Below are 25,602 nucleotides of genomic sequence, written 5' to 3' on the forward strand. Positions count from 1 at the left end.
GGCTCACTGACAACTAGACATATTGTCGGCCGTATCCAGCGCGACCAACACCTCGGTGATCTGTTTCAGCACCGAGGTATCGGCACCCTGCCCGGTCGCGCAGGCGATCACGATTTCAAAGCAACCGCCATGTTAAAAACCTAAATTCCGGTGAGAACCCCGCTTTCGCGGCCTATGCGCGATCCTGGGCGTCCTCGTCCTTCGGACCGGGGAACATCAGCGAGACGACGACGCCAATGCCCAGGGTGCCAAGAATGATCATGAGGCTGACTCCGGGGGAAATGTGTATTCCCGTATCGCCGATGGCATGGTTCCAGGATTGCAGAACCATCTTGGCGGCGATGAAGAAAAGCAGTGCGATGACGGCCTTTTCCAGATAGACCAGATAGCGGGTCAGCGCCGCCAGCACAAAATAGAGACTGCGCAGACCCAGGATCGCGAAGATCATGGCCGCGTAGACCAGCAGGGGTTCCTGCGTCACCGAGATGACCGCCGGCACGGAGTCGAAGGAAAAGGCCAGGTCCGAGGTCTCGATGGCGGCCAGACAGAGGAAGGCCGGTGTCGCATAGAGCGCGCCATTGCGGGTGACCTGTTTCGCGGTCTCGCCATTGACGAAGAGTTCCTGATGGCGAACGAAAAAGCGGTCGAAATGCAGCTTGGTGTAGATGGGCATCATCCGGCCGGTCAGCCGCACGCTCCAATGGTCCGAATAATCCTCGATCTCGTCGCCGCCACCGCTGTTCTTGAGCATCTGCACACCGCTCCAGGCGACCAGCGCGGCAAAGACGAAACCGACCCAGGGGCTCGCCATGAAGAGACTGGTGCCGATCAGCACGAAGATCGCTCGGAAGACCAGCGCGCCGAGAATGCCCCAGTAGAGGATGCGATGCTGCAGCACGGACTTGATCCCGAAGGAGGCGAAGATGGCCATGAAGACCATCAGGTTGTCCACCGAGAGACTCTTTTCGAGGAAATAACCGGCCAGGTACAGGTCCGCCCATTCCTTGCTGAATCGACCCCAGAGATAGCCATAGAAACTCAGCGCGAGAACGATCCAGAAGACCGACCACTTGGCCGCGTCGGCGACGCTGATCTCGGTCGCTTTCTTGTGCGCGAACAGATCCAGATAAATCGACACCCCGACCACGGCCAAAAAGATGACGATGGTTTCGACGGGAAACCCGAAATGCTCCATACAGTGCTCCTGAGATGAGCTTGAAATTTAAGAAAACGAGCGCCGAAGGCGCGAGCCGATGAGTGTCTCAATAAAGCGGAGCGGCCACAATCGTTCAGGGCCGCCGGGCGAGCACCTGATCGAAAATCGCCTCCAGTCCAGGATGCGTTCCGCGCAACTGGTCGATGACCCTGGCGGCCCAATCGAAGTACTCCCGGCGGCGCGCCAGATCCCAGCCGCTCGGCGGATTGTTCACCACATCGCGCAGGTTGCAGATTTTGTCGGCGAGCTTGATCAGCTTTGCACCCTCGCTGGCGCCCGCGGCGTGCAGCACCTGCTGATGCTTCCGCTCGGCCTTGGACAAGGTCTTGTCGTCGCTGACCTCCAGCACCAGATCGCGGATCGCGGGGCCAAACCGTTCCGCGAGTTCCTCGGGCGTGGTCTCGGTGTCCTCGACCGTGTCATGGAGCAGCGCCGCGCCGAGCACGAGCGGATCCTGGAGACCGGCCTCCAGCGCGAGCACTCGCATGAGTGCGATGGGGTGATTGATGTAGGGCGAGGCATCCCGGTCCTTGCGACGTTGATCCCGGTGTTTGTGCGCGGCGAAACTCAAGGCGTCGACCACAAGCGCAAAGTCGGTTTGATTCATCGATCCTCCGCCGGGTGTCGGTTCAGCGCCTGGAGGCAAAGAGTTCACGACATAATAACCGGTGATCCTTGTCGAAACTGTCGGCAAAGACCGCCGCGAAGTCGTCGCGCAGAACCTGCTGGCGCACCAGCAGATGTCCGATCAAGGCACCCATGGCCAGCAGGGTTTTAGTTTCCGCGCAATCCTCGTCGCGCATCCGTTGCGCGAGTTCGGACAGATGGCCAACCTGGACCACGAGATCCTGAAACCCGCCGAGATGATCGAGCAGGGTCTTAAGCAGATCGATCAGGCGACGGATGTCGTGGTCGGGATAGAGCGTCTGGAAAAACTCCATCAGATACCGCAGCTTCTTGCAGCTCTTGCGCAGTTCGTGCAGATCCTCGGGCGGGGAATCCGACTGCAGCGCCCGGCCATTCCGCCTGACCCGCTTGACGAGTCGCCAGATACGCTCGTCGGCAAGCTCCTTGACGGGGCGCAGGCCATTGGCGGTGCCGGAAACCTCGGGGATCGGCGCGTCCAGAAAGGCTTGCCAGTCCTGGACCAGTCGGGCGAACGCATCGGAATCGATCACGGCTAGCAAACGGCCATGTTCGTCCTCCTGGAGCGTCAGGAGATAGGCGCGCAGCGGCTCCAGGGAAGGCCGCAGGGACGCGGGCAGACTCTGTTCGTAGCCGTCGAAATGCAGCAGATGGACATCCAGATCGCGCAGCGGATTGGTCACCTGCTGGAGCCAGGCAAAACGGGATTGATACAGCTTCGCCAGATCGTCCGGGAAGACCCCTTTGATCTGTGTCAGTGCCGAGCGGGTCCGCCGCGTGGCGACGCGCAGATCGTGCAGAAACTCGGGATCCCGGTTCGCTCGCACCCCATCGAGATTCGCGAGCAGGGTGTCGAACTGTCTCTTCAGGATCCCCTTGGCGACGACATCCGTCCGCTGGGTCGGATCGAGCGATGGGTCGGGCGCGCTGGATTTTGTCATTTGCCGTTCCCTCTGTCTTGTTGATCTCAGTGTCCACAGGAGTTCTCATTTTGGCGCTATCCGCCATCCGCCATCCGCCATCGTAGGAGCCCGCTTGCGGGCGACATGGCCTGCCAAAGGCCTTTGTTCCACTCCCAGTCGCCCGCAGGCCCGTAAATCGCCCGCAAGCGGGCTCCTACGTCAAAATGAGAACTGCTGCAGTGCCCAGACGCTCCGGGCGGAGCGTGGAAGGATCCAATCGTCGCTCAAAGTATGATAGATCGACGCCGTCTGGCAAACCTCGCGCGGTGCGAGCGGTCGAAACCGCCATCCAATTGAGCTGAGAGGTTGTGAAGAAATCGATTTTCGCCCAGTGATGGCGACAGCGCTGCCCTTTGTGCTGCGCGCAGAGCCGCGAGGCGGAGAGGAAGCCATCATCGGGAAATGGGGCGATCAATCGGCAGAGATCGGCAGAGATCGGCAGAATTCGCGCCGAAACCGACGACATTATTTATAATCAGTGCCTTATGCGGTTACTGTGGTTCCGCTAGACGCGCCTTTCCCGTCGCCCAGCAGACTCGGCGCCAAGGCGAGTGTACGCATGAGATTGTGGGCGAGGGCATGCAGCAGGAGCACACAGCGGACTTTGGCGGCACCACGCACCCGCAGTCGGGTCAGGCCGCGTTCGCGCGCCTGGGCGTTGACGCATTCGGCGGTGGCTGCCCGCTTTTTGTAGATCGCCTTGGCCGCGTCCGTTCCCATGCGTTCACGCCAGGCGCCGACGGCGGCGCTGTCGCCGTCCTTGGCGACATGCGGGTCGGTGGCGGCATCTTTCGGTTTGGGCACCGGAGCGTAGACTAAGGTGTGCGCGCCGGCGCGATCCAATTGGTCATGGGCCGGATAGCCACCGTCGACCAGCCACTCATCGGGGCTCTGTCCGCAACGCTCCTCGACCTGCTCGATCATGGGTAGGAGTTGCGCCATGTCGGTGCCGACGGGCACGCTCATTCCACGCATGGGTGCGCTCGACAACCCAGCGCTTCGGCAGCGGAACGAAGCCGTCGGCGTTGGCGATCACCACTCGGTCAGGCGCCCCGTCCACGTGCCAGGAGCCAACGCTTTTGTTGGCTGGATGGCGCACGACTTCCACGCGGATCGCGTGGGTCTGCTCGGTGGTTTGGGCAAATTGACCGGCGTAGGCGCTATCGACAAACAGCGTGTTGAGTCTGGGGGTACTTGGCGGCCGCGTCAGCGACGGCGCCCGAGGCGGCATCGCGGTCCTGAAGATTGGCCGCGACCACGCTCACCGCCAACACGAACCCCAAGGTATCGACCACCAGGCTGCGCTTGCGCCCCTTGACCTGCTTGCCCGCATCAAAGCCGCTCGGTCCACCCTGCGGCGAGCCGCAGGTCGATTGCGCATCCAGCACCGCCGCCGTCGGCGCGATCTCACGCCCCTCGCGTTCGCGCCATTGCCCCCGCAGTCGATCATGCATCTGCTCAAACTTCCCAGCCGCACTCCAACGGCGAAACGTCTTGTAGACATTCTGCCAAGGCGCGAAATCGTGCGGCAGCATCCGCCACGCGCACCCCGTGCGCACCACGTAGCAACACGCCTCCAGGATGCTCCGGCGCGACACGCGGGGCGGTTGACCCCGCCCGCCCGGCATCTCAAAGAGAGCGGCGACCAAGTCCCACTCCGCATCGGTCAGACAACTTGGGTAGCTTTGGTCGGGGTCGTGGCGACGATGCGCATCCGTATACCCATACCGACGCGGCGTTGCGCGCGCTTGCGCCTCGAGACCACTCTCGCCCCGGAGGCGCGTGACGCCCGCCTCCCGCAAGGACTTGCGAATCGTTGCTTCATGAGCCTCGATTCCCGTCCGTGCCGCGAGTTCCCGGGCAATCTCTGACAGCGTGGAGGTCGGGCGATCCGTGACAATTTGACGCAATACCGCTTGCTCCGCCTCGTGAATCTTGGGGGGACGACCAGCTTTCGACATCAGCGCACACCAGCTCAGTTGTAGACTGGTATACAAATAGCAGCTCAATTATTTTTGTCTACACCCTCTCAGTGACACGCGGTTTGCGGCCTTGATTCCTCGGGCGTTGATACCGCTGTGCGTTGATCTCGATACCCGCCACGGCCAGGATACTGGCATCGCCTTCGTGGATTCGACCACCTGGGTGGTCTGTCACAACCGCCGGATCCACAGTCACAAGGTGTTCAAACAGCTCGCGCGACGGGGCAAGAATTCCATGGGTTGGTTCTACGGCTTCAAGATCCACCTCGTCGTCAACGATCGCGGGGGATTGCTCGCGTTTCGGATCACGCCCGGCAACGTTGACGACCGCCAGCCCGTGCCCCTCTTGACGAAGGGCTTGACGGGCAAACTCATCGGCGACTGCGGCGACATCTCTCAACGCCTCTTCGACGAACTCTGGGAGCGCGGGTTGCAACTGATCACGAAGATCCGCAAGAACATGCACAACAAGCTCATGCCCTTAATGGACAAGCTGTTGTTGCGCAAGCGCGCCATCATCGAAAGCATCAACGACCAACTGAAGAATATCCAGCAGGTCGAACACACCCATCACCGTAGCGTCATCAACGCCATGGTCAATGTCCTTGCCTCCTTGGCCGCCTACACGCACCAGCCCTGCAAGCCGTCCCTGAATCTCGACAGAAATCAACTTAAGTCTTTGACTTTAATCAATTAATAGCTAGAACTCACGTTAACCACTTCCCGATTTGTTTGGCCGGATGGTGTAGTTTAGATGGGGACAGAGTCGTCGTCTCAGATTGAGCGCCGCCATTTCCTGGTTGGTGACCTTGATGCCTTTGACGTAGGCCGTTGGGTCGAGCACGGGCTCCTCGGTCAGCCCGTTGGTCGTGGTCGTGCCACGAATCAACCCCAGCATGATCGGCAGGCTACGCAGCGGATGTCCGGCCCAATTGCGGCTGATCTGGCTAAACAGTCGATGTTCAATGGCGTTCCATTTGGAGGCGCCACTGGGATAGTGGCACACGGTCAAGGAGAGATCCGTGTCATTAGCGAACTGTTGTAACTCGCGTTTCCATCAGCGCGGGCGATGCCCGTTGCAGCCCCCGGCATCGGCTTCAATTAACAGGTGGTGAGCCTGAGGGTAACGCTGGCGCCCGGCATGTTCCCACCAGCGACGGATCGATGCCACCGCCAATGGCGCGGTCGCCGCCGAGGTGCCGACGCTGACCACAGCGTGATTGGCTTGCCGGTCGTCGACCCCATCAGGCGTCGCCCGGCATTGCGCCTCGCTCGGGAAATCGTCGGTGTTGACCGCATCCACCGTCTGGCAACCACGCGCGCCCGCATGCTTGAAATTGCCGACGAGTTCGTTTTTCTTGGCGTCCACACGGATCACCGGCTGTCCGTTGCGCAGAAACCGCGCCTTGACGCGCAGGATCTACCGAGACTGGCGATCACGTTGCGGATGGGGCTTACCAATCAACCGCTTAACATTCGCTTTGAGCGAGTAGCCGAGCGGTTTGAGCAGGCGCCCCACTGTGGTGGCACATCTTCGACCCAATCCTTTAGCCAGGCTGCGCAAACTGGCGCGGGTGTCGCACGCGCGCCCTTCGGGGTCACCGCCCGTTTGCGGTTCAACCAGCGGCAACGGTAGAGCGCCAATACCGTGGGGCCATGCAACGTCTCGGGGGCACGGTGGTGAACGCCATCACCCAGCCGACCAGAAACAGGGTGGCCTCGCGCGGGGTTCGGCCCTTGCGCTGGGCGGCTTGCCGGCAACGCCGACGGGCGCCTTCCGCCGCCTCGGGCGGGAGACGCACGGCGTGCAGCCAACCCGGTCCGCTCACCGCCCCCGACGCGCGCAACCATACCGGAAGACTGAGCGTGTCGCGGGATTGAGCGCACAGATGCGCCGCCACATCGAACCGCACCGCAGCGTGATCGAACACGTCCGCCTCCCCTGGGCGGACAAACAAGGGCATCGCCGTTAGGTTCAGGCGCACGATCGCCCCAACGTCACGCGCGAACAGGTCGAGAATCACGCGCGGTTGATTGTAGCCCCGGTCCGCCAGCACGATGTCGCCCGCCTGCCAGGGAGATCGCGTCAGGCTTTCCCCGCCATCCACCCCGGTCACATCCACCGCGTGCAAGGTCATGTGGGTTAAATCCAGCGCCAAATGCACCCGATCGTCCGTTCCCGCCGCGCCCGGTCCTTGCAGCGACGAGCCATCGACGATCGGCAACCGCAACGACGTCAAGGTGCTCTTCGTGGCGGGTAACAGCGTGTGCAGCAACGCCTTCAGCCAGGGTCCGCAGGCCCGCAAGCGCTGGTGGATCGCGGTATCGGTGATCCGCTCCGCCAGCCGCCTGAAGCTCCCGGCGGCGGGTCGCAGGGCTTGGTCGAGCCCGCAAGACAGCATCACTACTTGCAGCAGGTGCGCCGGCGTCTTGAGCTTGCGCGGGCGCGCGAACGCCTTGAACGCATGCGCCATCTCCGCGTCATCGCCTGGCAATTCCTTCAGAAAGTCTTCAAACGCAAGATCGACGGCCGTGGATGCCATGGGACATGGCGGCAAAATCGCCAGCAAAGCGCGACTCTCCACGGATTTTCCGCCGAGACACACCCGGAAGGCGTACCGGCGCATCGAGGCGGTCGCTAAGGTCGGGGGGCGCTGCGCCTGCTGGATCTAACGGACGCCGACGTCCGCCAAGCGGTGGCCGAGGCGAAGGATACGGCCAATCTCTACGCGGGGCGTTCGCGAGCGACTACTGATCTGAACCTGCTTATCTCCACCCAGCCCGCCGCGCGCGGGCTTTTTCGTGCCTGCCGCACCGGCTGTCGTGACATCGCAATCCGGCCATTTCACCCATCGGCGGCCTCATGATTCGTCCGGGGTTTTCGCTCCATCAAGCTCGACACCGCAAGTCAACGATTGACAAGCGGCATTGGCGAGTCGGGCGTAACTGGCGACATCCAGGTTTTCCGCCCGTAGCGTCTGATCGATTCCGGTTTCCTCGAACAGGCTCTGATCGATCAGCTTGGAGAGGCTGTTACGCAGGGTCTTGCGCCGTTGTCCGAAGGCGGCCGCGACGATGCGGGCGTGGAGCGCCGGATCGTCGATCGGATGGGGTCGGGGACGCAATGGGCGCAGACGTACAAAGGCGGATTCGACCTTAGGGGCTGGAGTGAAGGCGCCGGGGCCGATCCGAAACAGACAGCTTGCGCTGCACACACTTTGCACCATGACTGAGAGACGCCCATAGATCTTGTCGCCTGGGTCGGCGACGATTCGGTCCACGACTTCCTTTTGCAGCATCAGATGCAGATCGAGGATGCAGTCGGATTGCTCCAGGAAATGAAACAGGATGGGGGTGGAGATGTTGTAGGGCAGGTTGCCGACGATGCGCAGTCGCTCGCCATTGCTGGCCAGATCGCGCAGATCGAATTTGAGCGCGTCGACATTGTGGATGCGCAGATCCCCGAGCGGCCCCAGACGCTGGCGCAGCGGTTCGATAAGGTCGCGGTCGAGTTCGACCACATCGAGCGTGCCTGCCGCGGTCAGCAAACCCCTGGTGATAGCACCCTGGCCGGGGCCGATCTCCAGGAGCCGTTCTCCTGGTTTGGCGCCAATGACGGAGTGGATCCGCTCGATGATCGCGGGATCGTGGAGAAAATTCTGGCCGAAGCGTTTGCGGGGATGATGTTCCATCCGGCTAGGGTACTCGAAAGCGCGGGCGGGCGCTGGCGGTTGGCGTTTACTCCCGCTGCTCTCGCAACGCGCGTACCTCAGTTTTGCTCAGCCCAGCCTTTTCCGCCAGGAGCCGGTTATCGTCGATTGCAAGCGCAAATCGCCTCCAGCGATCAGCCGCCGGGGATTGCTCCAAGGACATCGAATAAAGCCCAATCAAGCTGCCAACTTTAGGCGCTTTCCGTGAAAGATCCTGCCCGTAGGAGCCCGCTTGCGGGCGACGTGACCGGCCACGATGCTTTCCATACGCCCACCTGTCGCCCGCAAGCGGGCTCCTACGGGGTTTGACGCTTGGCAAAGTCATTTCCGGAATTCGCTTTAATCAACAACTCCGACAGACTTCGTGGGCGAACTGCTCCAATTTGCGGGTATCGGCGGTAAACAGCCGGATGCCTTCGGAAAGTTTTTCGGTCGCCATGGCGTCTTCGTTGAGTTCCCAGCGGAAGCCGGGCTCATCAAAGGCAACCTTGGGCAGATCTAACGCGCTCGCTCGCTCGGCATCCAGCTTGCGCGGTACCTCGCCCTCCGTGGAGGCCAGTTCGCCCAGCAGTGCGGGCGAAATGGTCAGGTAATCGCAACCGGCCAGTTCCAGAATCTCGTCGAGATTGCGGAAGCTGGCGCCCATGACCACCGTCTCATAGCCATGGCGCTTGTAATAGTTGAAGATCCGGGTCACTGATCGGACGCCCGGATCCTCGTCGGCAGGGTAGCCGGCGACGTTTTCCGCTTTCTTATACCAATCGAGGATCCGTCCGACGAAGGGCGAGATCAGGGTCACGCCTGCATCGGCGCAGGCGACGGCCTGGGCGAAGCCGAACAGAAGGGTTAGATTACAGTGAATCCCCTGGCGTTCCAGAATCCCGGCGGCGCGGATCCCCTCCCAGGTGGCGGCAATCTTGAACAGCACCTGGCGGCTCGGATCGATGCCCGCGTCCTGATAAAGCGCCACCAGCCCCTCGGCGCGGCGCAGCGTGGCATCCGTGTCGAAGGAGAGCCGCGCGTCGATCTCGGTGGAGACCCGCCCCGGCACGATCTTGAGGATCTCGGTGCCAAAGTTGACGGCCAGTTTGTCCATGGTCCATCTTGCCTGGGCAAGATTGTCGCTACCGCCCCGCTCCTGACCGAACAGCGCCGCTTCCTGCATCAGGTCACGATACTGGGGCATCTGGGCCGCTTTGTAGAGCAGCGATGGATTCGTCGTGGCGTCCTGGGGCTGATAGTCGACGATGGCCTCAAAATCGCCGGTGTCCGCGACCACGGTGGTCATGCTCTTGAGTTGCGCGAGTTTGCTCATGAGTCGGTCTCCGCGTTGGGTGTGAGCGGTCAGTTCATGACCTTAAGTAAGAAAGAAGCTGTTTGGCCCCCCCGCGTCAGCCAGTCAGTATGCGGAGAGCGGGGGTTTTGTCGAATAAATCGAGATTTTAGTCGATCCTATCAGCCAATCATGGGCTTAGGCAGAATATCCAAACAGCCTCTGAGAGGGTGTAGACAAAAATAATTGAGCTGCTATTTGTATACCAGTCTACAACTGAGCTGGTGTGCGCTGATGTCGAAAGCTGGTCGTCCCCCCAAGATTCACGAGGCGGAGCAAGCGGTATTGCGTCAAATTGTCACGGATCGCCCGACCTCCACGCTGTCAGAGATTGCCCGGGAACTCGCGGCACGGACGGGAATCGAGGCTCATGAAGCAACGATTCGCAAGTCCTTGCGGGAGGCGGGCGTCACGCGCCTCCGGGGCGAGAGTGGTCTCGAGGCGCAAGCGCGCGCAACGCCGCGTCGGTATGGGTATACGGATGCGCATCGTCGCCACGACCCCGACCAAAGCTACCCAAGTTGTCTGACCGATGCGGAGTGGGACTTGGTCGCCGCTCTCTTTGAGATGCCGGGCGGGCGGGGTCAACCGCCCCGCGTGTCGCGCCGGAGCATCCTGGAGGCGTGTTGCTACGTGGTGCGCACGGGGTGCGCGTGGCGGATGCTGCCGCACGATTTCGCGCCTTGGCAGAATGTCTACAAGACGTTTCGCCGTTGGAGTGCGGCTGGGAAGTTTGAGCAGATGCATGATCGACTGCGGGGGCAATGGCGCGAACGCGAGGGGCGTGAGATCGCGCCGACGGCGGCGGTGCTGGATGCGCAATCGACCCGCGGCTCGCCGCAGGGTGGACCGAGCGGCTTTGATGCGGGCAAGCAGGTCAAGGGGCGCAAGCGCAGCCTGGTGGTCGATACCTTGGGGTTCGTGTTGGCGGTGAGCGTGGTCGCGGCCAATCTTCAGGACCGCGATGCCGCCTCGGGCGCCGTCGCTGACGCGGCCGCCAAGTACCCCCAGATCAACACGCTGTTTGTCGATAGCGCCTACGCCGGTCAATTTGCCCAAACCACCGAGCAGACCCACGCGATCCGCGTGGAAGTCGTGCGCCATCCAGCCAACAAAAGCGTTGGCTCCTGGCACGTGGACGGGGCGCCTGACCGAGTGGTGATCGCCAACGCCGACGGCTTCGTTCCGCTGCCGAAGCGCTGGGTTGTCGAGCGCACCCATGCGTGGAATGAGCGTGCCCGTCGATTGATCATGCATCATGACCGTCTGCCAGCGGTCTCCGAAACCTGGGTTTGGCTGGCGGAGGCGCGCATCCTGCTGCGGCGGTTGACCACAACGGTTTGATTTTGTCTACACCCTCTGAGCCAATGCGGGAATTCCGCGCGGGCGTATCGGCTCAGGTGCAGCAGGTAGAACGCCTTGAAGGTGCGGTATTGGGATTGGTGGAAGACGATCAAAATCATCAGGATTTCGCTGAGTGTCAACCGGCTGGCGCGTTGCCGACGCCGCTCTCCCTGGGTGAGGAGTTGGCGGTGCCAGTCCGGCAGAAACTCTTGGCAGAAATCATCCACATCACAGAACACTGTTTCAAAATCGATCATGGCGGCGCTAGGGGGGCCGGATGGCATCCTGATACCTTGGCGGGTTTGCCCCCAGGGGCCGCCGCCCTTATCCAGAACTCACGTTAAACTCATACGCCATCTCCGCGTACTCGGGTGTCAATGCCTTCAGAAAGTCTTCAAACGCAAGATCGATGGGGTTGGTGGTGTGGGATCGATCTGGGCGACGCCCGCTGCGACCGCCGGGCGGTGCAGTTGGTCGAACGTCTGGCCGAGCGGCCCATGGCGAGCCTTCCGGGCGCCTGCCATGGCTGGGCGGAAACCCAGGCGGCCTATCGTTTCCTGGCTCAGGACGCCTTCGACTGGATGGATATCCTGGAACCGCATCGCCAGTGCACCCGCGAGCGTATGGCGACCCAGCCGGTGGTGCTATGCGTGCAGGACACCACCGCACTGAACTTCAACGGACGGGCCATTGAGGGGCTGGGTCCGCTGAGTTTCGCGGCCCCGCGCGGGATGTACTTGCACCCGACCGATGCCATCATCTCCGCGCGCGAACCCTTGGGCGTCCTGGATGCCTGGATGTGGGCGCAGGCGCCGAAAGACCCTGACGGGATCCGTCCGGGGATCAAGGAGAGCGTTCGCTGGGGTGAAGGGTACGCGCGGGTGGCGGACCTGGCCGCCGAGCTGCCGCAGGCCCGATTGGTCTACCTGGCCGATCGCGAAGGCGATCTGCTCGACCTCATGCGGGGCGCCCGCGATTTGGGCAACCCCGCCGACTGGCTGCTGCGCGCCAAGCACAATCGCGCCTTGCCCGAGGGCGCTGACCAAGCGTGCGGCCACCACCCTGGAGGCGGTGGTCGAGCTGATTGAGTGGTACCGGCGCGCTGGCAAGTGGAGATTTACCAGCCATGCTGCCTCCGTAGAACAATCAACGCGGGTTGTCGGCGACGTCGTTGGACGCGACATGAGGTTTTTTGCCCAGCGCCGCAGTGCCTGGCGTCGCGCACGGAGACGCTCGAGATCGGCATCATCGGCCCAAATCAGCCACTGCTGTAGGCCAGCACGCGGAACCTGACGGGCCTGCAGCCAGCCGTTGCGCAGCCAGCTGAACAGCGTCACTGACGGCATCTCCAGGGTGCGCGCCAGCTCGGGCAAAGCCCATTCATTGGGGGCACGCTCAGGCCAGGGTGCCGTACGCGAGTGGGAGATGCCGGCGGGCACACCTTGGTGCGCGCGCAGACTGGCGACCATCGGGCCATTGAAGGTCGCGCGTCGCTTGGCGGGCCGCCAGCCCTCGGCGTTGAACTGTACGGCAATCTCCGGACAGCGCAGTCCGGACGCATGCAGGGCCAACACGCGTGCCACCAGCCGCGGTTAGTCGCTGAGCTGCTCGAGGCGGGCGACCGGCCGCACCAAGTGGGTGCGGGCGCGGTGCCCGCCGATCCAGCGGACCTCCACGGCGACGCGCTCGCTGTCGTCGATGACGGTGACGGTGACTTGATCGAGGAGTTGACGCACGATGGCCTGGCGCTCGGCGGACGCGGTGGTCGGCGCCTTCCACAAGCTCGGAATGTCCGCAGCCAGTTGGCGGATGCGTGTGCGCTCGTCCTCCGATAAGGTGCGCGGCTCGTTCGACTGGAAGCGCTGGTAGTCCGTCTGCAGCCGCGCCTCAGCGCTGAGAGGTTGTGAAGAAATCGATTTTCGCCCAGTGATGGCGACAGCGCTGCCCTTTGTGCTGCGCGCAGAGCCGCGAGGCGGAGAGGAAGCCATCATCGGGAAATGGGGCGATCAATCGGCAGAGATCGGCAGAGATCGGCAGAATTCGCGCCGAAACCGACGACATTATTTATAATCAGTGCCTTATGCGGTTACTGTGGTTCCGCTAGACGCGCCTTTCCCGTCGCCCAGCAGACTCGGCGCCAAGGCGAGTGTACGCATGAGATTGTGGGCGAGGGCATGCAGCAGGAGCACACAGCGGACTTTGGCGGCACCACGCACCCGCAGTCGGGTCAGGCCGCGTTCGCGCGCCTGGGCGTTGACGCATTCGGCGGTGGCTGCCCGCTTTTTGTAGATCGCCTTGGCCGCGTCCGTTCCCATGCGTTCACGCCAGGCGCCGACGGCGGCGCTGTCGCCGTCCTTGGCGACATGCGGGTCGGTGGCGGCATCTTTCGGTTTGGGCACCGGAGCGTAGACTAAGGTGTGCGCGCCGGCGCGATCCAATTGGTCATGGGCCGGATAGCCACCGTCGACCAGCCACTCATCGGGGCTCTGTCCGCAACGCTCCTCGACCTGCTCGATCATGGGTAGGAGTTGCGCCATGTCGGTGCCGACGGGCACGCTCATTCCACGCATGGGTGCGCTCGACAACCCAGCGCTTCGGCAGCGGAACGAAGCCGTCGGCGTTGGCGATCACCACTCGGTCAGGCGCCCCGTCCACGTGCCAGGAGCCAACGCTTTTGTTGGCTGGATGGCGCACGACTTCCACGCGGATCGCGTGGGTCTGCTCGGTAGGTTTGGGCAAATTGACCGGCGTAGGCGCTATCGACAAACAGCGTGTTGATCTGGGGGTACTTGGCGGCCGCGTCAGCGACGGCGCCCGAGGCGGCATCGCGGTCCTGAAGATTGGCCGCGACCACGCTCACCGCCAACACGAACCCCAAGGTATCGACCACCAGGCTGCGCTTGCGCCCCTTGACCTGCTTGCCCGCATCAAAGCCGCTCGGTCCACCCTGCGGCGAGCCGCAGGTCGATTGCGCATCCAGCACCGCCGCCGTCGGCGCGATCTCACGCCCCTCGCGTTCGCGCCATTGCCCCCGCAGTCGATCATGCATCTGCTCAAACTTCCCAGCCGCACTCCAACGGCGAAACGTCTTGTAGACATTCTGCCAAGGCGCGAAATCGTGCGGCAGCATCCGCCACGCGCACCCCGTGCGCACCACGTAGCAACACGCCTCCAGGATGCTCCGGCGCGACACGCGGGGCGGTTGACCCCGCCCGCCCGGCATCTCAAAGAGAGCGGCGACCAAGTCCCACTCCGCATCGGTCAGACAACTTGGGTAGCTTTGGTCGGGGTCGTGGCGACGATGCGCATCCGTATACCCATACCGACGCGGCGTTGCGCGCGCTTGCGCCTCGAGACCACTCTCGCCCCGGAGGCGCGTGACGCCCGCCTCCCGCAAGGACTTGCGAATCGTTGCTTCATGAGCCTCGATTCCCGTCCGTGCCGCGAGTTCCCGGGCAATCTCTGACAGCGTGGAGGTCGGGCGATCCGTGACAATTTGACGCAATACCGCTTGCTCCGCCTCGTGAATCTTGGGGGGACGACCAGCTTTCGACATCAGCGCACACCAGCTCAGTTGTAGACTGGTATACAAATAGCAGCTCAATTATTTTTGTCTACACCCTCTGAGCGCAGCCTCCCACTGTTGCTCGAGTGTGCGCGCCACCAGCCGGTGCTCAGGCTCGACCGCCTGGTACTGGTGCGCCGCCCGCTCCGCGTCGTCGTGCGCGCGCTCCAGGCGCTGCTGCCACTCGGCGTGATGGCGGGCACGCTGCCCTTCGAGATCCTCGGCCACTTGGAGACTGATCTCCAGCGCGGCACCGCTGAGCGATTGGCACAGGGGCGCCCCGTCGTCGACGGCCTCGCGGCTGCAGACGTAGCGTCATCCGCTCGCATTGTTGGTGTATTGGGTGGCCATGCGCAGACCACGCGCCCTGACAGCAGTGAGAGACCCTGACGAGGTACGCCCCCATACGCGCCAACTTAACCGCACCGTTGACTTACTTGTGAGTTCATCATCTGCATGACCCTGGCCGGAAGGGTTTGCAAGCGGCGGCGGCGCGGACGTTCCTTGAGCACGTCGAGGCAGGTGTCCCAGTGTTCGTCTCGCCAGCGTTGCACCTCGAGAATCCAGCGATCGACCTCTTGGCGAACGATGATCAGCAGCCGCCACGGGGTCAGCCGACGGGGCCGGTCCAGCAGGTCGATGCCGCCTGCGGCATGGCGCTGGGCGCGTCGCTCGATGACCAGTGCATAGAGCAATTTTCCCCGGATCCAGACCTCGCCTAAGCGACTGTTTCGCTGGTTGCGCAGGGCTTCGAGGTCAAGCAAGGTCTTGAGGCGCTTGAACGCCAGTTCCACTTGCCAGCGGTAGCGGTACAGCGCCAACACCGTGGGGCCATCCAAAGTCTCGGGGGCACGGTGGTGAACACCTCATCACCTATCACATTCTGGCAAACTGCCGCTCAGTCGATGTTGAGGTGATTGAGGATCATGGGAAGCGTCAAACGATTGGCTGATGAAGTGGCGTGCGGGCTGCGCGAGGTGCACCCGCGTCTGCGCAAGACGGTGGTGAGCAAGCTGGCGTTGGCGGTCGGGGCGATGATCGAAGGCCAAACCCCGAACACGGTGGAGTTGGCCAATCTGCTGCCCTTGGACACCGAGCGGCAGGACATGCGCGAGCAATGGCTGAGGCGTTTGCTGAAGAATCCGCGGTTGGGTCCGGGAATGGTGATTGAGCCCTTTGCACGAGCGGAGTTGGCGAAGGCGGCCAGCCATGGTCAGACGGTGTTGTTGAGCCTGGACCAAACCGATTTGGGTGATCGGATGGCGCTGCTGATGGTGGCGTTGCGGGTGGGTGATCGCGCGATACCGCTGGCGTGGCGGGCTGAGGAAGGGGCGGCCAATCTCGGCTTCGCGGGCCAGCAGGTGGTGTTGGAGCCGCTCCTGGCCTGGCTGCCGTCCGGGGCGCGCGTGCTGCTATCGGCGGACCGGTTCTATCCGTCGGCGGGCCTGTTCGGGTGGCTCCAAGCCCGGGGCTGGAGCGACCGGCTGCGCCTGAAGAGCAACGTGCTAACGGATACCGGGCAGGGCGATGAGACGACGACGGGCGCGTTGGCACACGGGGTGACGGAACGTTACTTCACCGGTGTGCGCCTGTTTGCGCAGGGGGTGATCACGAACCTCGGGATCCTGCACGAGGATGGCCACCCCGAGCCGTGGATCATTGCCATGGACGCCGCCCCGACACGGGCAAGCGTGCTTGACGACGCTGCTCGCTGGGCCATCGAACCGATGTTCTCCGACGTCAAGGGCCGGGGCTTCGACTTGGAGGATTCGCAACTCCAGCATGCCGAGCGTTTGGAGCGACTGGTGCTCATCATGGCCTTGGCCATGTACTGGTGTGTTCGCGCCGGCCGAGACGAGGGGCTGAACGATCCGACACCACTCGAAAAAAAGTCCAGGCGCAGAACGACCCCGCGCATTGGAGCTTCAGGAAACTCTATCGTAGCCTGGTCTCGTGGTTCACGCGCGGCCTGCGCCGTCTGAAGCGGTGCCTTCAAAACGACCTCCCGTTGCCCGCTTTTCATGCCCGTGAGTAACTGATAGGTGATGAGGGTGAACACCATGACCCAGCCGGCCAGAAATAAGGTGGCGTCACTCGGGGTTCGCCCTTTGCGTTGAGCCGTTTTTCGGCACCGCCGACGGGCGGCTTCCGCCGCCTCGGGCGGGAGACGCACCGCGTGCAGCCAACCCGGTCCGCTCACCTCCGGCGTGCGCAACCACACCGGCAGACTCAGCGTGTCGCTGGAGTGGGCGCGCAGAGGCGCCGCCACCTCGAGCCGCACCGCAGCAGGATCGAGCACGTCTGCATCCCCTCGGCGGACAAACAAGGGCATCGCCGTGGGGTTCAAGCGCACGATCACCCCAACGCCACGCGCGAACAGGTCGAGAATCACCCGTGGCTGATTGTAGCCCCGATCCACGAGCACGATGTCTCCTGCCTGCCACGGGTAACGTGTCAGGGTTTCCCCGCCATCCACCCCGGTCACGTCCACCGCGTGCACGGTCATCTGGGTTAAATCCAACGCCAAATGCACCCGATAATCCGTTCCCTCGGCGCCCGGGCCTTGCAGCGACGATCCATCGACGATCGGCAACCGCAATGACGTCAAGGTGCTCTTCGTGGCGGGTAACAGCGTGTGCAGCAGGGTCCGCACGCCCGCAAGCGCTGGTGGATTGCGGTATCGGTGATGCGTTCCTCCAGCAGCGTAAAGCTTCCGGCAGTCGTTCGCCGTGCCTGATCCAACCCACAAGACAGCATCACCACTTGCAGCAATTGCGCCGGCGTCTTGAGCTTGCGCGGGCGTGCGAATGCCTTGAACTCACGTGCCATCTTCGCGTATTCGGGTGGCAATTCCTTCAGAAACTCTTCAAACGCGAGATCGATGGGCTGGGGCGCGCGGAGCATGGCAGCAAAATGCCCAACAAATCGCGCCTCTCCACTGATTTTCAAGGGCTTGCCGGCTATGTTGGCGCGTATGAGGTACACCCCCCGCTTGAGCCGTGTTCGCGGCAAGTTGGCGCAGATTAGCCTAGTACTGCGTCCAGCTGATATAGGCCGGCAGGCGGTCCTTGAGCAGCACCTCCCACTACTCCGGGCCAGCGACCGTGCGCCCGGTGGAGGGGCGCACGGGCTGGCGGCGGCGCGGATCCGTGGGGCGGCGACCATCGACGTAGGCGCCGGCATAAATCGGATGGTGCAGCAGGTTGCTCAGAGGGTGTAGACAAAAATAATTGAGCTGCTATTTGTATACCAGTCTACAACTGAGCTGGTGTGCGCTGATGTCGAAAGCTGGTCGTCCCCCCAAGATTCACGAGGCGGAGCAAGCGGTATTGCGTCAAATTGTCACGGATCGCCCGACCTCCACGCTGTCAGAGATTGCCCGGGAACTCGCGGCACGGACGGGAATCGAGGCTCATGAAGCAACGATTCGCAAGTCCTTGCGGGAGGCGGGCGTCACGCGCCTCCGGGGCGAGAGTGGTCTCGAGGCGCAAGCGCGCGCAACGCCGCGTCGGTATGGGTATACGGATGCGCATCGTCGCCACGACCCCGACCAAAGCTACCCAAGTTGTCTGACCGATGCGGAGTGGGACTTGGTCGCCGCTCTCTTTGAGATGCCGGGCGGGCGGGGTCAACCGCCCCGCGTGTCGCGCCGGAGCATCCTGGAGGCGTGTTGCTACGTGGTGCGCACGGGGTGCGCGTGGCGGATGCTGCCGCACGATTTCGCGCCTTGGCAGAATGTCTACAAGACGTTTCGCCGTTGGAGTGCGGCTGGGAAGTTTGAGCAGATGCATGATCGACTGCGGGGGCAATGGCGCGAACGCGAGGGGCGTGAGATCGCGCCGACGGCGGCGGTGCTGGATGCGCAATCGACCCGCGGCTCGCCGCAGGGTGGACCGAGCGGCTTTGATGCGGGCAAGCAGGTCAAGGGGCGCAAGCGCAGCCTGGTGGTCGATACCTTGGGGTTCGTGTTGGCGGTGAGCGTGGTCGCGGCCAATCTTCAGGACCGCGATGCCGCCTCGGGCGCCGTCGCTGACGCGGCCGCCAAGTACCCCCAGATCAACACGCTGTTTGTCGATAGCGCCTACGCCGGTCAATTTGCCCAAACCACCGAGCAGACCCACGCGATCCGCGTGGAAGTCGTGCGCCATCCAGCCAACAAAAGCGTTGGCTCCTGGCACGTGGACGGGGCGCCTGACCGAGTGGTGATCGCCAACGCCGACGGCTTCGTTCCGCTGCCGAAGCGCTGGGTTGTCGAGCGCACCCATGCGTGGAATGAGCGTGCCCGTCGATTGATCATGCATCATGACCGTCTGCCAGCGGTCTCCGAAACCTGGGTTTGGCTGGCGGAGGCGCGCATCCTGCTGCGGCGGTTGACCACAACGGTTTGATTTTGTCTACACCCTCTCAGCGTCACGCGGTTAGGTCGGCGCTATTGCAACTGCCCAGTCTGGGGGCCACTGACCGCCCGATAGGGCTGCTCGAGCTGATGTGCGACCAGATAATGCAGGACGCCATTGAGCGTACCGCGGCGCGCAAACTGCACGAAGATCGTCTCGATCACCTCACGCGTCTGGGCGTCCGGATCCTTGATCACATTCCCCGCCAGATCGCGCAGATAGCCCATGGGCAGCCGCATCTTGATCTCGCCATGGCGCGCCTTCGCCCGCTTGCCCTCGAGCATACGCTGCTTGAGGATATGCAGCGCGGCCTCTGACATGGTCCACTTCAGCCCCAGCAGCAACCGATCGTTGTCGGTCTGCGGATCATACAGCCCATCGCCATCCCGGATTAGGGTAATGGGATGGTCCGCCCCGCTCCTCCAACGAGCCTTCAGCGGGCACAATGAGCGATGAGTTTGAAACATCGTCAACCGAGGTCGCGGAGCAGACCAATGACAGAGTGTCGCAAAGAGCCTGTTGTCACGATGGGTATCGATCTGGCCAAGAACAGCATGCATCTGTACGGGGTGGATGCGCAGGGGTGCCAAGTGTTCAGCAAGAAGGTGAGCCGCGGGAAGTTGAGCGCGTTCATGGCGAATCGCCCACCGTGCCTGGTGGCGATGGAGGCGTGCGGGAGCGCGCACCATTGGGCGCGGGTGTTGCGCGACTTTGGTCATGAGGTGCGGCTGATCGCCCCGCAGTTCGTCAAGCCGTTTGTGAAATCCAACAAAAACGACGCGGTCGATACCGAGGCGATCTGCGAGGCGGTACAGAGGCCGAACATGTGCTTCGTGGCCGTCAAGACCGTCGAACAGCAAGACCTCCAGGCGATTCATCGGATGCGCAGCCTCAACGTCGAGCGGCGTACCGCCCAGGTCAACCAGGTGCGCGGTCTGCTGCTGGAGTACGGGGTCGAGATTCCCCAGGGGCGCGCGGCGCTGATGCGGCGCCTGTCCGAGATTCTCGAAGAGGCCGAGAACGGCTTGAGCAAACGCTTTCGCGCCGAGCTGAATCGCCTGCTTGAGGAGTTGCGCCATCTCGATGAGCAGGTGGCGCATTTCGACAGCCAGGTTCAGGTCATCGCCCAGAGTGACGAGACCGTCCAGCGGCTGATGACGATCCCCGGCATCGGCGCCCTCGTGGCGACGGCGTTGCTGGCGGCTGTCGGCGAGGACGTCAGCCTGTTTCGCAACGGTCGCGGCTTAGCCGCCTGGCTCGGGCTGGTCCCGCGGCAGCATTCCACCGGCGGACGCGAGCGCCTGCTCGGGATCGGCACGCGCGGCGACGTCTACCTGCGCCAGCTGCTCATCCACGGGGCACGCGCCGTCATGCGCTGGGTCGAGCGCAAGGAGGATCCTACCAGCCGCTGGGCGACGGCCCTCAAGGCCCGCCGTCACACCAATGTCGCCGTCGTGGCGCTGGCCAACAAGATCGCGCGGGTGGCCTACGCTGTGATGCGCACCGGCAAGCCCTCTGACCCGGAAGCCGGCAAGCCGCTCCAGGCCGCCGTCTGAGACCGGCGAGGCGCGCCCTCAGGCGGGATGAATCGCGACCTTCCGGTCGTCGCCACCGACTAACGAGTACCGAACACCACGAGTTGCGAAGCGTGAACATCACTGTGATGGCATGAAACTCGATCTTCAAATTTTTCCTGCTTGACAAAAAGCGCGAAGATGGCTCCTCTTGCCTGAGGAGGGGGCGCTGCCATTTTTTCTGCCCCACTACCCTTTATCGAGCGTTATGTCGACTCCCTGGATGAAGCGCTGAGGCATCATGCGCCGGGCCGGGGATTGAGCCGTTGCCAGCGTGCCTGGCTGAGGTTCTGCCTGATGGGGGTGCTCCTGACCAATACGGTGTGCTGGGCGGCCTTCGAGCGCGCGGGCTTGAGGGTGTATCGACTCGGAGCGTTGTCGTGGATGTTCCGACATACCAAGCTCGTCTGGGAGCGGCTCTGGGAGGTGAGCGTCGCGGTGGTGCTGGAACAGTACGGGGTTCACGAAGGCATTCTGGCGGCGGACGACAGCGATCAGCGCCGTGCCAAGCGCACGCCCCGGATTCATCGGGCGCACAAGCTCTGCGACAAGAAGACGGGGGGCTATTTCAACGGGCAAGCCCTGGTGTTTCTGCTGCTGGTGACCTCCACGGTGACCGTGCCGGTCGGGTTTCGTTTTTCCTGCCCGGATCCCAAGCAAGTGGCTTGGCGCCGGGAAGAGCAGCGATGGAAGCGCTTGAACGTGGCGAAAGCCCAGCGTCCGCCCTGTCCCCCGGCCGATTCGGCCTATCCGGGCAAGGCCCAGCTCGTGTTGGAGCTGATCCAAACGTTTCGCCAGGCTCATCCTCAGGTGCGCATCAAGGCGATGTTGGCCGATGCCTTGTACGGAACCCAAGCCTTCATGGACCAGGCCAGCGCCCTGTGCAGCGGAATCCAAACGGTGAGCCAGTTGCGTGGCAATCAAAAGGTTCGCTTCCGTGGCCAGGAGCGCCCGCTGACGGCGTTCTTTAGCGCCTACCCGGGCGTCACGCAGCGTATCCGCGTGCGCGGCGGTACCGAGATCGAGGTCATCGTCAGCAGCGCGCGGGGGCTTGTGTGCGCCCATGGCAAAAAGCGCTTTGTGGTTGCCCTGCGCGACCCCTGCGAAACCGAATTTCGCGACCTGGTCGCCACTGACTTGAGCTGGCGGACCCTGGACATCGTCCAAGTCGATACTCTGAGGTGGTTAGTCGAAGTGTTTTTGGAGGATTGGAAGCTCAATGAAGGGTGGGGGCAACTGGCCAAACAGCCCGACGAAGAGGGGGCAAGCCGAAGCCTGACCCTGAGTCTGCTGCTCGACCACGCCCTCCTCCTTCACCCCGAGCAACGAACCCGCCTCAATCACCAGGCGCCCGCGTGCACCGTGGGCAGCCTCCGACACCACTGCCAGAGTGAGGCGTTGATGGACATGTTCCGACGGCTGTTGGCGGCCGAGGATCCCGCCGCACAGTTCGCGCAACTGACAGAAACCATCAAGACCCTGTTTCCTCTGGCCCCGTCGACCAAGCACATGAGTGGGCGTGACCTGGGGCGGCAAGAACTGACACCCGCGTTACGATACCGCGCCGCAGATGCCTGCGCATAGCGTATCGCCATGGCTAAAGTCGAACTTTAAAAACTCGAAGATCGAGTATTATGGACTTCGCCGCTGGGATCAAATAGGTCAGGGAGATCTCGGACACGGAGAGTTGTGTGTAATGGGACGCCCATTACCCCATTAAGCAGAATTCAGAAGATGTTGTTCCACGTGGAACACGTCGGAATCGAAAAATTAGCGTGATTTTGATATTGGCTCTTTCTGCGTTTTAGATGGCTCTGGTCAGCAAGGCCGAAAGCATGGGCCGGAGCAGCCCCTGACCGCGCTGACGGACGTTGTGTGTGAACTGAAAAAAGCCCAGGTAGAGCGGCAATTTTTCCTGGGAGATCCCGCGATGAGGGCGCGGCCAAGAGCGCAACAGTGACCAGAAGCCCTCCATGGTGTTGACATGGACCTCGTGGAAGCCGTCGCCGTCCTCATCACGGGCATACTCGCCCAGGCTGTGGCAGACTGTCTGATGACCATAACCCCACTCAGGTAGCCGGGCATCGATGTTGTACTCGTCGGTGTAGACCTGTGTGCCTGGAGCAATGATCTCTAAAATCAACGGACGAATGGTCTTTTTCCTCATCACCTATCACATTCTGGCAAACTGCCGCTCAGTCGATGTTGAGGTGATTGAGGATCATGGGAAGCGTCAAACGATTGGCTGATGAAGTGGCGTGCGGGCTGCGCGAGGTGCACCCGCGTCTGCGCAAGACGGTGGTGAGCAAGCTGGCGTTGGCGGTCGGGGCGATGATCGAAGGCCAAACCCCGAACACGGTGGAGTTGGCCAATCTGCTGCCCTTGGACACCGAGCGGCAGGACATGCGCGAGCAATGGCTGAGGCGTTTGCTGAAGAATCCGCGGTTGGGTCCGGGAATGGTGATTGAGCCCTTTGCACGAGCGGAGTTGGCGAAGGCGGCCAGCCATGGTCAGACGGTGTTGTTGAGCCTGGACCAAACCGATTTGGGTGATCGGATGGCGCTGCTGATGGTGGCGTTGCGGGTGGGTGATCGCGCGATACCGCTGGCGTGGCGGGCTGAGGAAGGGGCGGCCAATCTCGGCTTCGCGGGCCAGCAGGTGGTGTTGGAGCCGCTCCTGGCCTGGCTGCCGTCCGGGGCGCGCGTGCTGCTATCGGCGGACCGGTTCTATCCGTCGGCGGGCCTGTTCGGGTGGCTCCAAGCCCGGGGCTGGAGCGACCGGCTGCGCCTGAAGAGCAACGTGCTAACGGATACCGGGCAGGGCGATGAGACGACGACGGGCGCGTTGGCACACGGGGTGACGGAACGTTACTTCACCGGTGTGCGCCTGTTTGCGCAGGGGGTGATCACGAACCTCGGGATCCTGCACGAGGATGGCCACCCCGAGCCGTGGATCATTGCCATGGACGCCGCCCCGACACGGGCAAGCGTGCTTGACGACGCTGCTCGCTGGGCCATCGAACCGATGTTCTCCGACGTCAAGGGCCGGGGCTTCGACTTGGAGGATTCGCAACTCCAGCATGCCGAGCGTTTGGAGCGACTGGTGCTCATCATGGCCTTGGCCATGTACTGGTGTGTTCGCGCCGGCCGAGACGAGGGGCTGAACGATCCGACACCACTCGAAAAAAAGTCCAGGCGCAGAACGACCCCGCGCATTGGAGCTTCAGGAAACTCTATCGTAGCCTGGTCTCGTGGTTCACGCGCGGCCTGCGCCGTCTGAAGCGGTGCCTTCAAAACGACCTCCCGTTGCCCGCTTTTCATGCCCGTGAGTAACTGATAGGTGATGAGGGTTATCAAGAGAGACTCCCTATGGTCAAGTATGTTGTGCGGCTCACCGAGGAGGAGCGAACGGCACTGACGGAGGTGATCGGCAAAGGCAAGGCAGCGGCCCGAAAGATCAAACATGCGAACGTCCTGCTCAAGCTCGATGCCGGTGGGCCCGGTTGGAGCGATGCGCAAGCCGCAGACGCCTTCGACTGCAGCGCGCGCACGGTCTTCAGCATCCGACAACGCTTTGTCGAGGCCGGCTTGGAGGCGGCGCTGGAGCGCAAGAAGCGCGAGCACCCGCCGCGTGAACGACTTCTGGACGGGGACGGCGAGGCACAACTGGTGCGCCTCGCCTGCTCCGCACCGCCTGAAGGACAGGCACGCTGGACCCTCACGCTCTTGGCCGAAAGCCTCGTCGAGTTGCAGGTCGTGGAGACGATCTCGCCGCAAACCGTCATGCGTACGCTCAAAAAAACGTTCTGAAACCGCACCTGCGCACGTGCTGGGTGATTCCGCCCGAGCACAATGCCGAGTTCGTGGCCTGCATGGAAGACGTTCTGGAGGTCTATCGCCGTCCCTATGATCCGCAGCGCCCGGTGATCTGCCTCGACGAGCAGCCGACACAGCTGATCGGCGAAACCCGCACGCCGATTCCGCTGCAACCCGGCCAAGCACAACGCTACGACTACGAATACGAACGCATCGGCACCGCCAACAACTTCATGATCGTCGAGCCACTGGCTGGCTGGCGCAAGGTCAGCGTCCGCGCCACCAAGACCGCGCTTGATCTCGCCAATGAGCTCAAGGAGCTGCTGGACGTCGATTACCCTAAGGCTGAAAAGGTCGTTCTGGTTTGGGACAATCTCAACACCCATGCGCCGGCGTCGCTGTACAAAGCCTTTCCGCCGCAGGAGGCGCGTCGACTCTTGGACCGCCTGGAGATCCACTACACCCCCAAACACGGCAGCTGGCTCGACATCGCCGAGATCGAGCTCAGCGTCTTCACCAAGCAGTGTCTCGATCGGCGCATCGACAACATCGACACCCTGCGCAGCGAGGCCAAGGCTTGGGAGGATCGCCGCAATGCTTCCGGGGCTGTTGTCGACTGGCAGTTCACGACCGACAATGCACGCATCAAGCTCAAACGCCTATATCCGCAACTTAATGAGGAATGAGGTACTAGGTTGGATCATGCTAAAGATCAGTGGCTTCTCTTTTTCCAGGGTTCCGTAGCCGGGCGCCCCCTTCAGCCGACGGCAGCGCCCCTTGCGCCCTATTTTCACGGCTTCAGGATGGCTTTTGTGACCGGCCGCCACGTACACCTCGTCACACTCGACCTCTCCCGATAAAATCGGCGTCGGCTGGCTGTCGACGATCCCTGCGCGCAGCTGTTCGGTCACCCGCTGCACGTCATCCTCGTTTAGACTCAACTCGTGGGCAATCTGAAGGTTGGAGAGGTTCAAGCCCATCAGGTACAGACGGCCGATCCAGGCCGTCAACGACGGATGCCGACCAGCGAAGATCGTTCCAGTCAAGTCGTCGAAGTCG

20 protein-coding genes and 8 pseudogenes are annotated in these 25,602 nt (G+C 62.7%); 9 read left to right on the forward strand and 19 right to left on the reverse strand.

Translation table 11 applies throughout. The features are described from left to right. Nucleotides 1-172 precede the first annotated feature (172 nt). From THIVI_RS14190 to THIVI_RS14210, 5 genes and pseudogenes are all read right to left on the reverse strand, one after another. Nucleotides 173-1,195, reverse strand: coding sequence for a TerC family protein (locus THIVI_RS14190; RefSeq protein WP_014779256.1), 1,023 nt, complete (start codon nt 1,193-1,195; stop codon nt 173-175). A gap of 94 nt (nt 1,196-1,289) precedes the next feature. Continuing rightward, entirely contained in the window at nt 1,290-1,823 is a 534-nt protein-coding gene (locus THIVI_RS14195; RefSeq protein WP_014779257.1) for an HD domain-containing protein, read from the reverse strand. A 22-nt stretch (nt 1,824-1,845) separates the two neighbouring features. Beyond that, nucleotides 1,846-2,802 (reverse strand): CHAD domain-containing protein, encoded by a 957-nt coding sequence (locus tag THIVI_RS14200; RefSeq protein WP_014779258.1) that lies wholly within the window; start codon nt 2,800-2,802, stop codon nt 1,846-1,848. A gap of 504 nt (nt 2,803-3,306) precedes the next feature. Further along, a pseudogene (locus tag THIVI_RS14205) lies at nt 3,307-3,783 on the reverse strand (transposase); the annotation flags it as partial. Next, nucleotides 3,704-4,784 (reverse strand): annotated as a pseudogene (locus THIVI_RS14210) (IS5 family transposase). The pseudogenes THIVI_RS14205 and THIVI_RS14210, both read right to left, overlap by 80 nt. A 67-nt stretch (nt 4,785-4,851) precedes the next feature. On the opposite strand from THIVI_RS14210, the pseudogene THIVI_RS14215 reads away from it, so the two are divergent. Beyond that, a pseudogene (locus THIVI_RS14215) lies at nt 4,852-5,502 on the forward strand (IS982 family transposase); the annotation flags it as partial. A gap of 15 nt (nt 5,503-5,517) precedes the next feature. Here THIVI_RS14215 and THIVI_RS25815 read toward each other — a convergent pair. From THIVI_RS25815 to tal, 4 genes and pseudogenes are all read right to left on the reverse strand, one after another. After that, nucleotides 5,518-6,435: pseudogene (locus THIVI_RS25815) on the reverse strand (ISAzo13 family transposase). Next, nucleotides 6,422-7,348: a hypothetical protein gene (locus THIVI_RS14225; protein ID WP_041447013.1), complete on the reverse strand. Its 927-nt coding sequence runs from the start codon at nt 7,346-7,348 to the stop codon at nt 6,422-6,424. The pseudogene THIVI_RS25815 and the gene THIVI_RS14225 overlap by 14 nt, the downstream one beginning before the upstream one ends. Before the next feature lie 318 nt (nt 7,349-7,666). Continuing rightward, nucleotides 7,667-8,497, reverse strand: coding sequence for a 16S rRNA (adenine(1518)-N(6)/adenine(1519)-N(6))-dimethyltransferase RsmA (gene rsmA / locus THIVI_RS14230; protein WP_014779260.1), 831 nt, complete (start codon nt 8,495-8,497; stop codon nt 7,667-7,669). 361 nt (nt 8,498-8,858) lie between these two features. Further along, complete coding sequence (gene tal, locus THIVI_RS14235) at nt 8,859-9,830, reverse strand: transaldolase (RefSeq protein WP_014779261.1); 972 nt, start codon at nt 9,828-9,830, stop codon at nt 8,859-8,861. Between the two features lie 252 nt (nt 9,831-10,082). Between tal and THIVI_RS14240 the strand changes: the two genes are divergently transcribed. Further along, nucleotides 10,083-11,192, forward strand: coding sequence for an IS5 family transposase (locus THIVI_RS14240; RefSeq protein ID WP_041447215.1), 1,110 nt, complete (start codon nt 10,083-10,085; stop codon nt 11,190-11,192). 5 nt (nt 11,193-11,197) lie between these two features. On the opposite strand, the pseudogene THIVI_RS26335 reads toward THIVI_RS14240, so the two are convergent. Further along, nucleotides 11,198-11,449, reverse strand: a pseudogene (locus THIVI_RS26335) (IS982 family transposase); the annotation flags it as partial. Between the two features lie 120 nt (nt 11,450-11,569). Here THIVI_RS26335 and THIVI_RS14250 point away from each other — a divergent pair. Next, a complete protein-coding gene (locus tag THIVI_RS14250) occupies nt 11,570-12,280 on the forward strand; it encodes an IS4/Tn5 family transposase DNA-binding protein (protein WP_014779263.1) in 711 nt (236 codons plus the stop codon). Nucleotides 12,281-12,784: 504 nt separating this feature from the next. On the opposite strand, the gene THIVI_RS24770 is transcribed toward THIVI_RS14250, so the two are convergent. From THIVI_RS24770 to THIVI_RS22880, 5 genes and pseudogenes are all read right to left on the reverse strand, one after another. Next, the gene (locus THIVI_RS24770) at nt 12,785-13,183 is read right to left on the reverse strand and encodes a hypothetical protein (protein WP_157174460.1); all 399 of its coding nucleotides are present in this window, start codon (nt 13,181-13,183) and stop codon (nt 12,785-12,787) included. 87 nt (nt 13,184-13,270) lie between these two features. Further along, nucleotides 13,271-13,747: pseudogene (locus THIVI_RS14260) on the reverse strand (transposase); the annotation flags it as partial. Continuing rightward, a pseudogene (locus tag THIVI_RS14265) lies at nt 13,668-14,748 on the reverse strand (IS5 family transposase). The pseudogenes THIVI_RS14260 and THIVI_RS14265, both read right to left, overlap by 80 nt. Before the next feature lie 48 nt (nt 14,749-14,796). Beyond that, complete coding sequence (locus THIVI_RS24775) at nt 14,797-14,985, reverse strand: hypothetical protein (protein ID WP_157174461.1); 189 nt, start codon at nt 14,983-14,985, stop codon at nt 14,797-14,799. Nucleotides 14,986-15,173: 188 nt separating this feature from the next. Next, complete coding sequence (locus THIVI_RS22880) at nt 15,174-15,596, reverse strand: transposase (protein ID WP_052315039.1); 423 nt, start codon at nt 15,594-15,596, stop codon at nt 15,174-15,176. A gap of 87 nt (nt 15,597-15,683) precedes the next feature. Between THIVI_RS22880 and THIVI_RS14280 the strand changes: the two genes are divergently transcribed. Then, on the forward strand, nt 15,684-16,739 hold the full coding sequence (locus THIVI_RS14280) for a transposase (RefSeq protein WP_014777014.1): 1,056 nt from the start codon (nt 15,684-15,686) through the stop codon (nt 16,737-16,739). 622 nt (nt 16,740-17,361) lie between these two features. Here the strand turns inward: THIVI_RS14280 and THIVI_RS14285 are convergent. Beyond that, a complete protein-coding gene (locus THIVI_RS14285; RefSeq protein ID WP_157174463.1) occupies nt 17,362-17,706 on the reverse strand; it encodes a hypothetical protein in 345 nt (114 codons plus the stop codon). A gap of 329 nt (nt 17,707-18,035) precedes the next feature. Between THIVI_RS14285 and THIVI_RS14295 the strand changes: the two genes are divergently transcribed. Next, the gene (locus THIVI_RS14295; protein ID WP_041447215.1) at nt 18,036-19,145 is read left to right on the forward strand and encodes an IS5 family transposase; all 1,110 of its coding nucleotides are present in this window, start codon (nt 18,036-18,038) and stop codon (nt 19,143-19,145) included. A 41-nt stretch (nt 19,146-19,186) separates the two neighbouring features. On the opposite strand, the gene THIVI_RS14300 is transcribed toward THIVI_RS14295, so the two are convergent. Then, a complete protein-coding gene (locus THIVI_RS14300; protein WP_157174464.1) occupies nt 19,187-19,474 on the reverse strand; it encodes a hypothetical protein in 288 nt (95 codons plus the stop codon). Between the two features lie 174 nt (nt 19,475-19,648). Between THIVI_RS14300 and THIVI_RS14305 the strand changes: the two genes are divergently transcribed. Together THIVI_RS14305 and THIVI_RS25820 are read left to right on the forward strand one after the other, a co-directional pair. Continuing rightward, nucleotides 19,649-20,710 (forward strand): IS110 family RNA-guided transposase, encoded by a 1,062-nt coding sequence (locus tag THIVI_RS14305; protein WP_014779264.1) that lies wholly within the window; start codon nt 19,649-19,651, stop codon nt 20,708-20,710. A gap of 276 nt (nt 20,711-20,986) precedes the next feature. Then, the gene (locus tag THIVI_RS25820; protein WP_281054891.1) at nt 20,987-22,312 is read left to right on the forward strand and encodes a transposase; all 1,326 of its coding nucleotides are present in this window, start codon (nt 20,987-20,989) and stop codon (nt 22,310-22,312) included. 220 nt (nt 22,313-22,532) lie between these two features. Here the strand turns inward: THIVI_RS25820 and THIVI_RS14315 are convergent. Then, nucleotides 22,533-22,895, reverse strand: a pseudogene (locus THIVI_RS14315) (transposase); the annotation flags it as partial. 56 nt (nt 22,896-22,951) lie between these two features. Between THIVI_RS14315 and THIVI_RS14320 the strand changes: the two are divergent. Further along, nucleotides 22,952-24,007: a transposase gene (locus tag THIVI_RS14320; protein WP_014777014.1), complete on the forward strand. Its 1,056-nt coding sequence runs from the start codon at nt 22,952-22,954 to the stop codon at nt 24,005-24,007. Between the two features lie 89 nt (nt 24,008-24,096). Further along, nucleotides 24,097-25,229, forward strand: a protein-coding gene (locus THIVI_RS23795) for an IS630 family transposase (protein ID WP_086013616.1) whose coding sequence is annotated in 2 segments (ribosomal slippage) — nt 24,097-24,532 and nt 24,532-25,229 — 1,134 coding nt in all. Because the reading frame shifts where the segments join, the coding sequence is not laid out codon by codon here. On the opposite strand, the gene THIVI_RS25825 is transcribed toward THIVI_RS23795, so the two are convergent. Next, the gene (locus THIVI_RS25825) at nt 25,203-25,589 is read right to left on the reverse strand and encodes a hypothetical protein (RefSeq protein ID WP_245537468.1); all 387 of its coding nucleotides are present in this window, start codon (nt 25,587-25,589) and stop codon (nt 25,203-25,205) included. The two genes, THIVI_RS23795 and THIVI_RS25825, sit on opposite strands and share 27 nt — an antisense overlap. Nucleotides 25,590-25,602: the final 13 nt, after the last annotated feature.

The sequence above is a fragment of the Thiocystis violascens DSM 198 genome (genome assembly GCF_000227745.2).
Taxonomy (GTDB): domain Bacteria; phylum Pseudomonadota; class Gammaproteobacteria; order Chromatiales; family Chromatiaceae; genus Chromatium; species Chromatium violascens.

Excerpts from the sequence above, each read along its gene's own strand:
- THIVI_RS14190 (WP_014779256.1), bottom strand. The coding sequence starts at position 1,195 with ATGGAGCATTTCGGGTTTCCCGTCGAAACCATCGTCATCTTTTTGGCC.
- THIVI_RS14195 (WP_014779257.1), bottom strand. The coding sequence starts at position 1,823 with ATGAATCAAACCGACTTTGCGCTTGTGGTCGACGCCTTGAGTTTCGCC.
- THIVI_RS14200 (WP_014779258.1), bottom strand. The coding sequence starts at position 2,802 with ATGACAAAATCCAGCGCGCCCGACCCATCGCTCGATCCGACCCAGCGG.
- THIVI_RS14225 (WP_041447013.1), bottom strand. The coding sequence starts at position 7,348 with ATGGCATCCACGGCCGTCGATCTTGCGTTTGAAGACTTTCTGAAGGAA.
- rsmA (WP_014779260.1), bottom strand. The coding sequence starts at position 8,497 with ATGGAACATCATCCCCGCAAACGCTTCGGCCAGAATTTTCTCCACGAT.
- tal (WP_014779261.1), bottom strand. The coding sequence starts at position 9,830 with ATGAGCAAACTCGCGCAACTCAAGAGCATGACCACCGTGGTCGCGGAC.
- THIVI_RS14240 (WP_041447215.1), top strand. The coding sequence starts at position 10,083 with ATGTCGAAAGCTGGTCGTCCCCCCAAGATTCACGAGGCGGAGCAAGCG.
- THIVI_RS14250 (WP_014779263.1), top strand. The coding sequence starts at position 11,570 with ATGCCTTCAGAAAGTCTTCAAACGCAAGATCGATGGGGTTGGTGGTGT.
- THIVI_RS24770 (WP_157174460.1), bottom strand. The coding sequence starts at position 13,183 with ATGATGGCTTCCTCTCCGCCTCGCGGCTCTGCGCGCAGCACAAAGGGC.
- THIVI_RS14280 (WP_014777014.1), top strand. The coding sequence starts at position 15,684 with ATGGGAAGCGTCAAACGATTGGCTGATGAAGTGGCGTGCGGGCTGCGC.
- THIVI_RS14295 (WP_041447215.1), top strand. The coding sequence starts at position 18,036 with ATGTCGAAAGCTGGTCGTCCCCCCAAGATTCACGAGGCGGAGCAAGCG.
- THIVI_RS14300 (WP_157174464.1), bottom strand. The coding sequence starts at position 19,474 with ATGTCAGAGGCCGCGCTGCATATCCTCAAGCAGCGTATGCTCGAGGGC.
- THIVI_RS14305 (WP_014779264.1), top strand. The coding sequence starts at position 19,649 with ATGACAGAGTGTCGCAAAGAGCCTGTTGTCACGATGGGTATCGATCTG.
- THIVI_RS14320 (WP_014777014.1), top strand. The coding sequence starts at position 22,952 with ATGGGAAGCGTCAAACGATTGGCTGATGAAGTGGCGTGCGGGCTGCGC.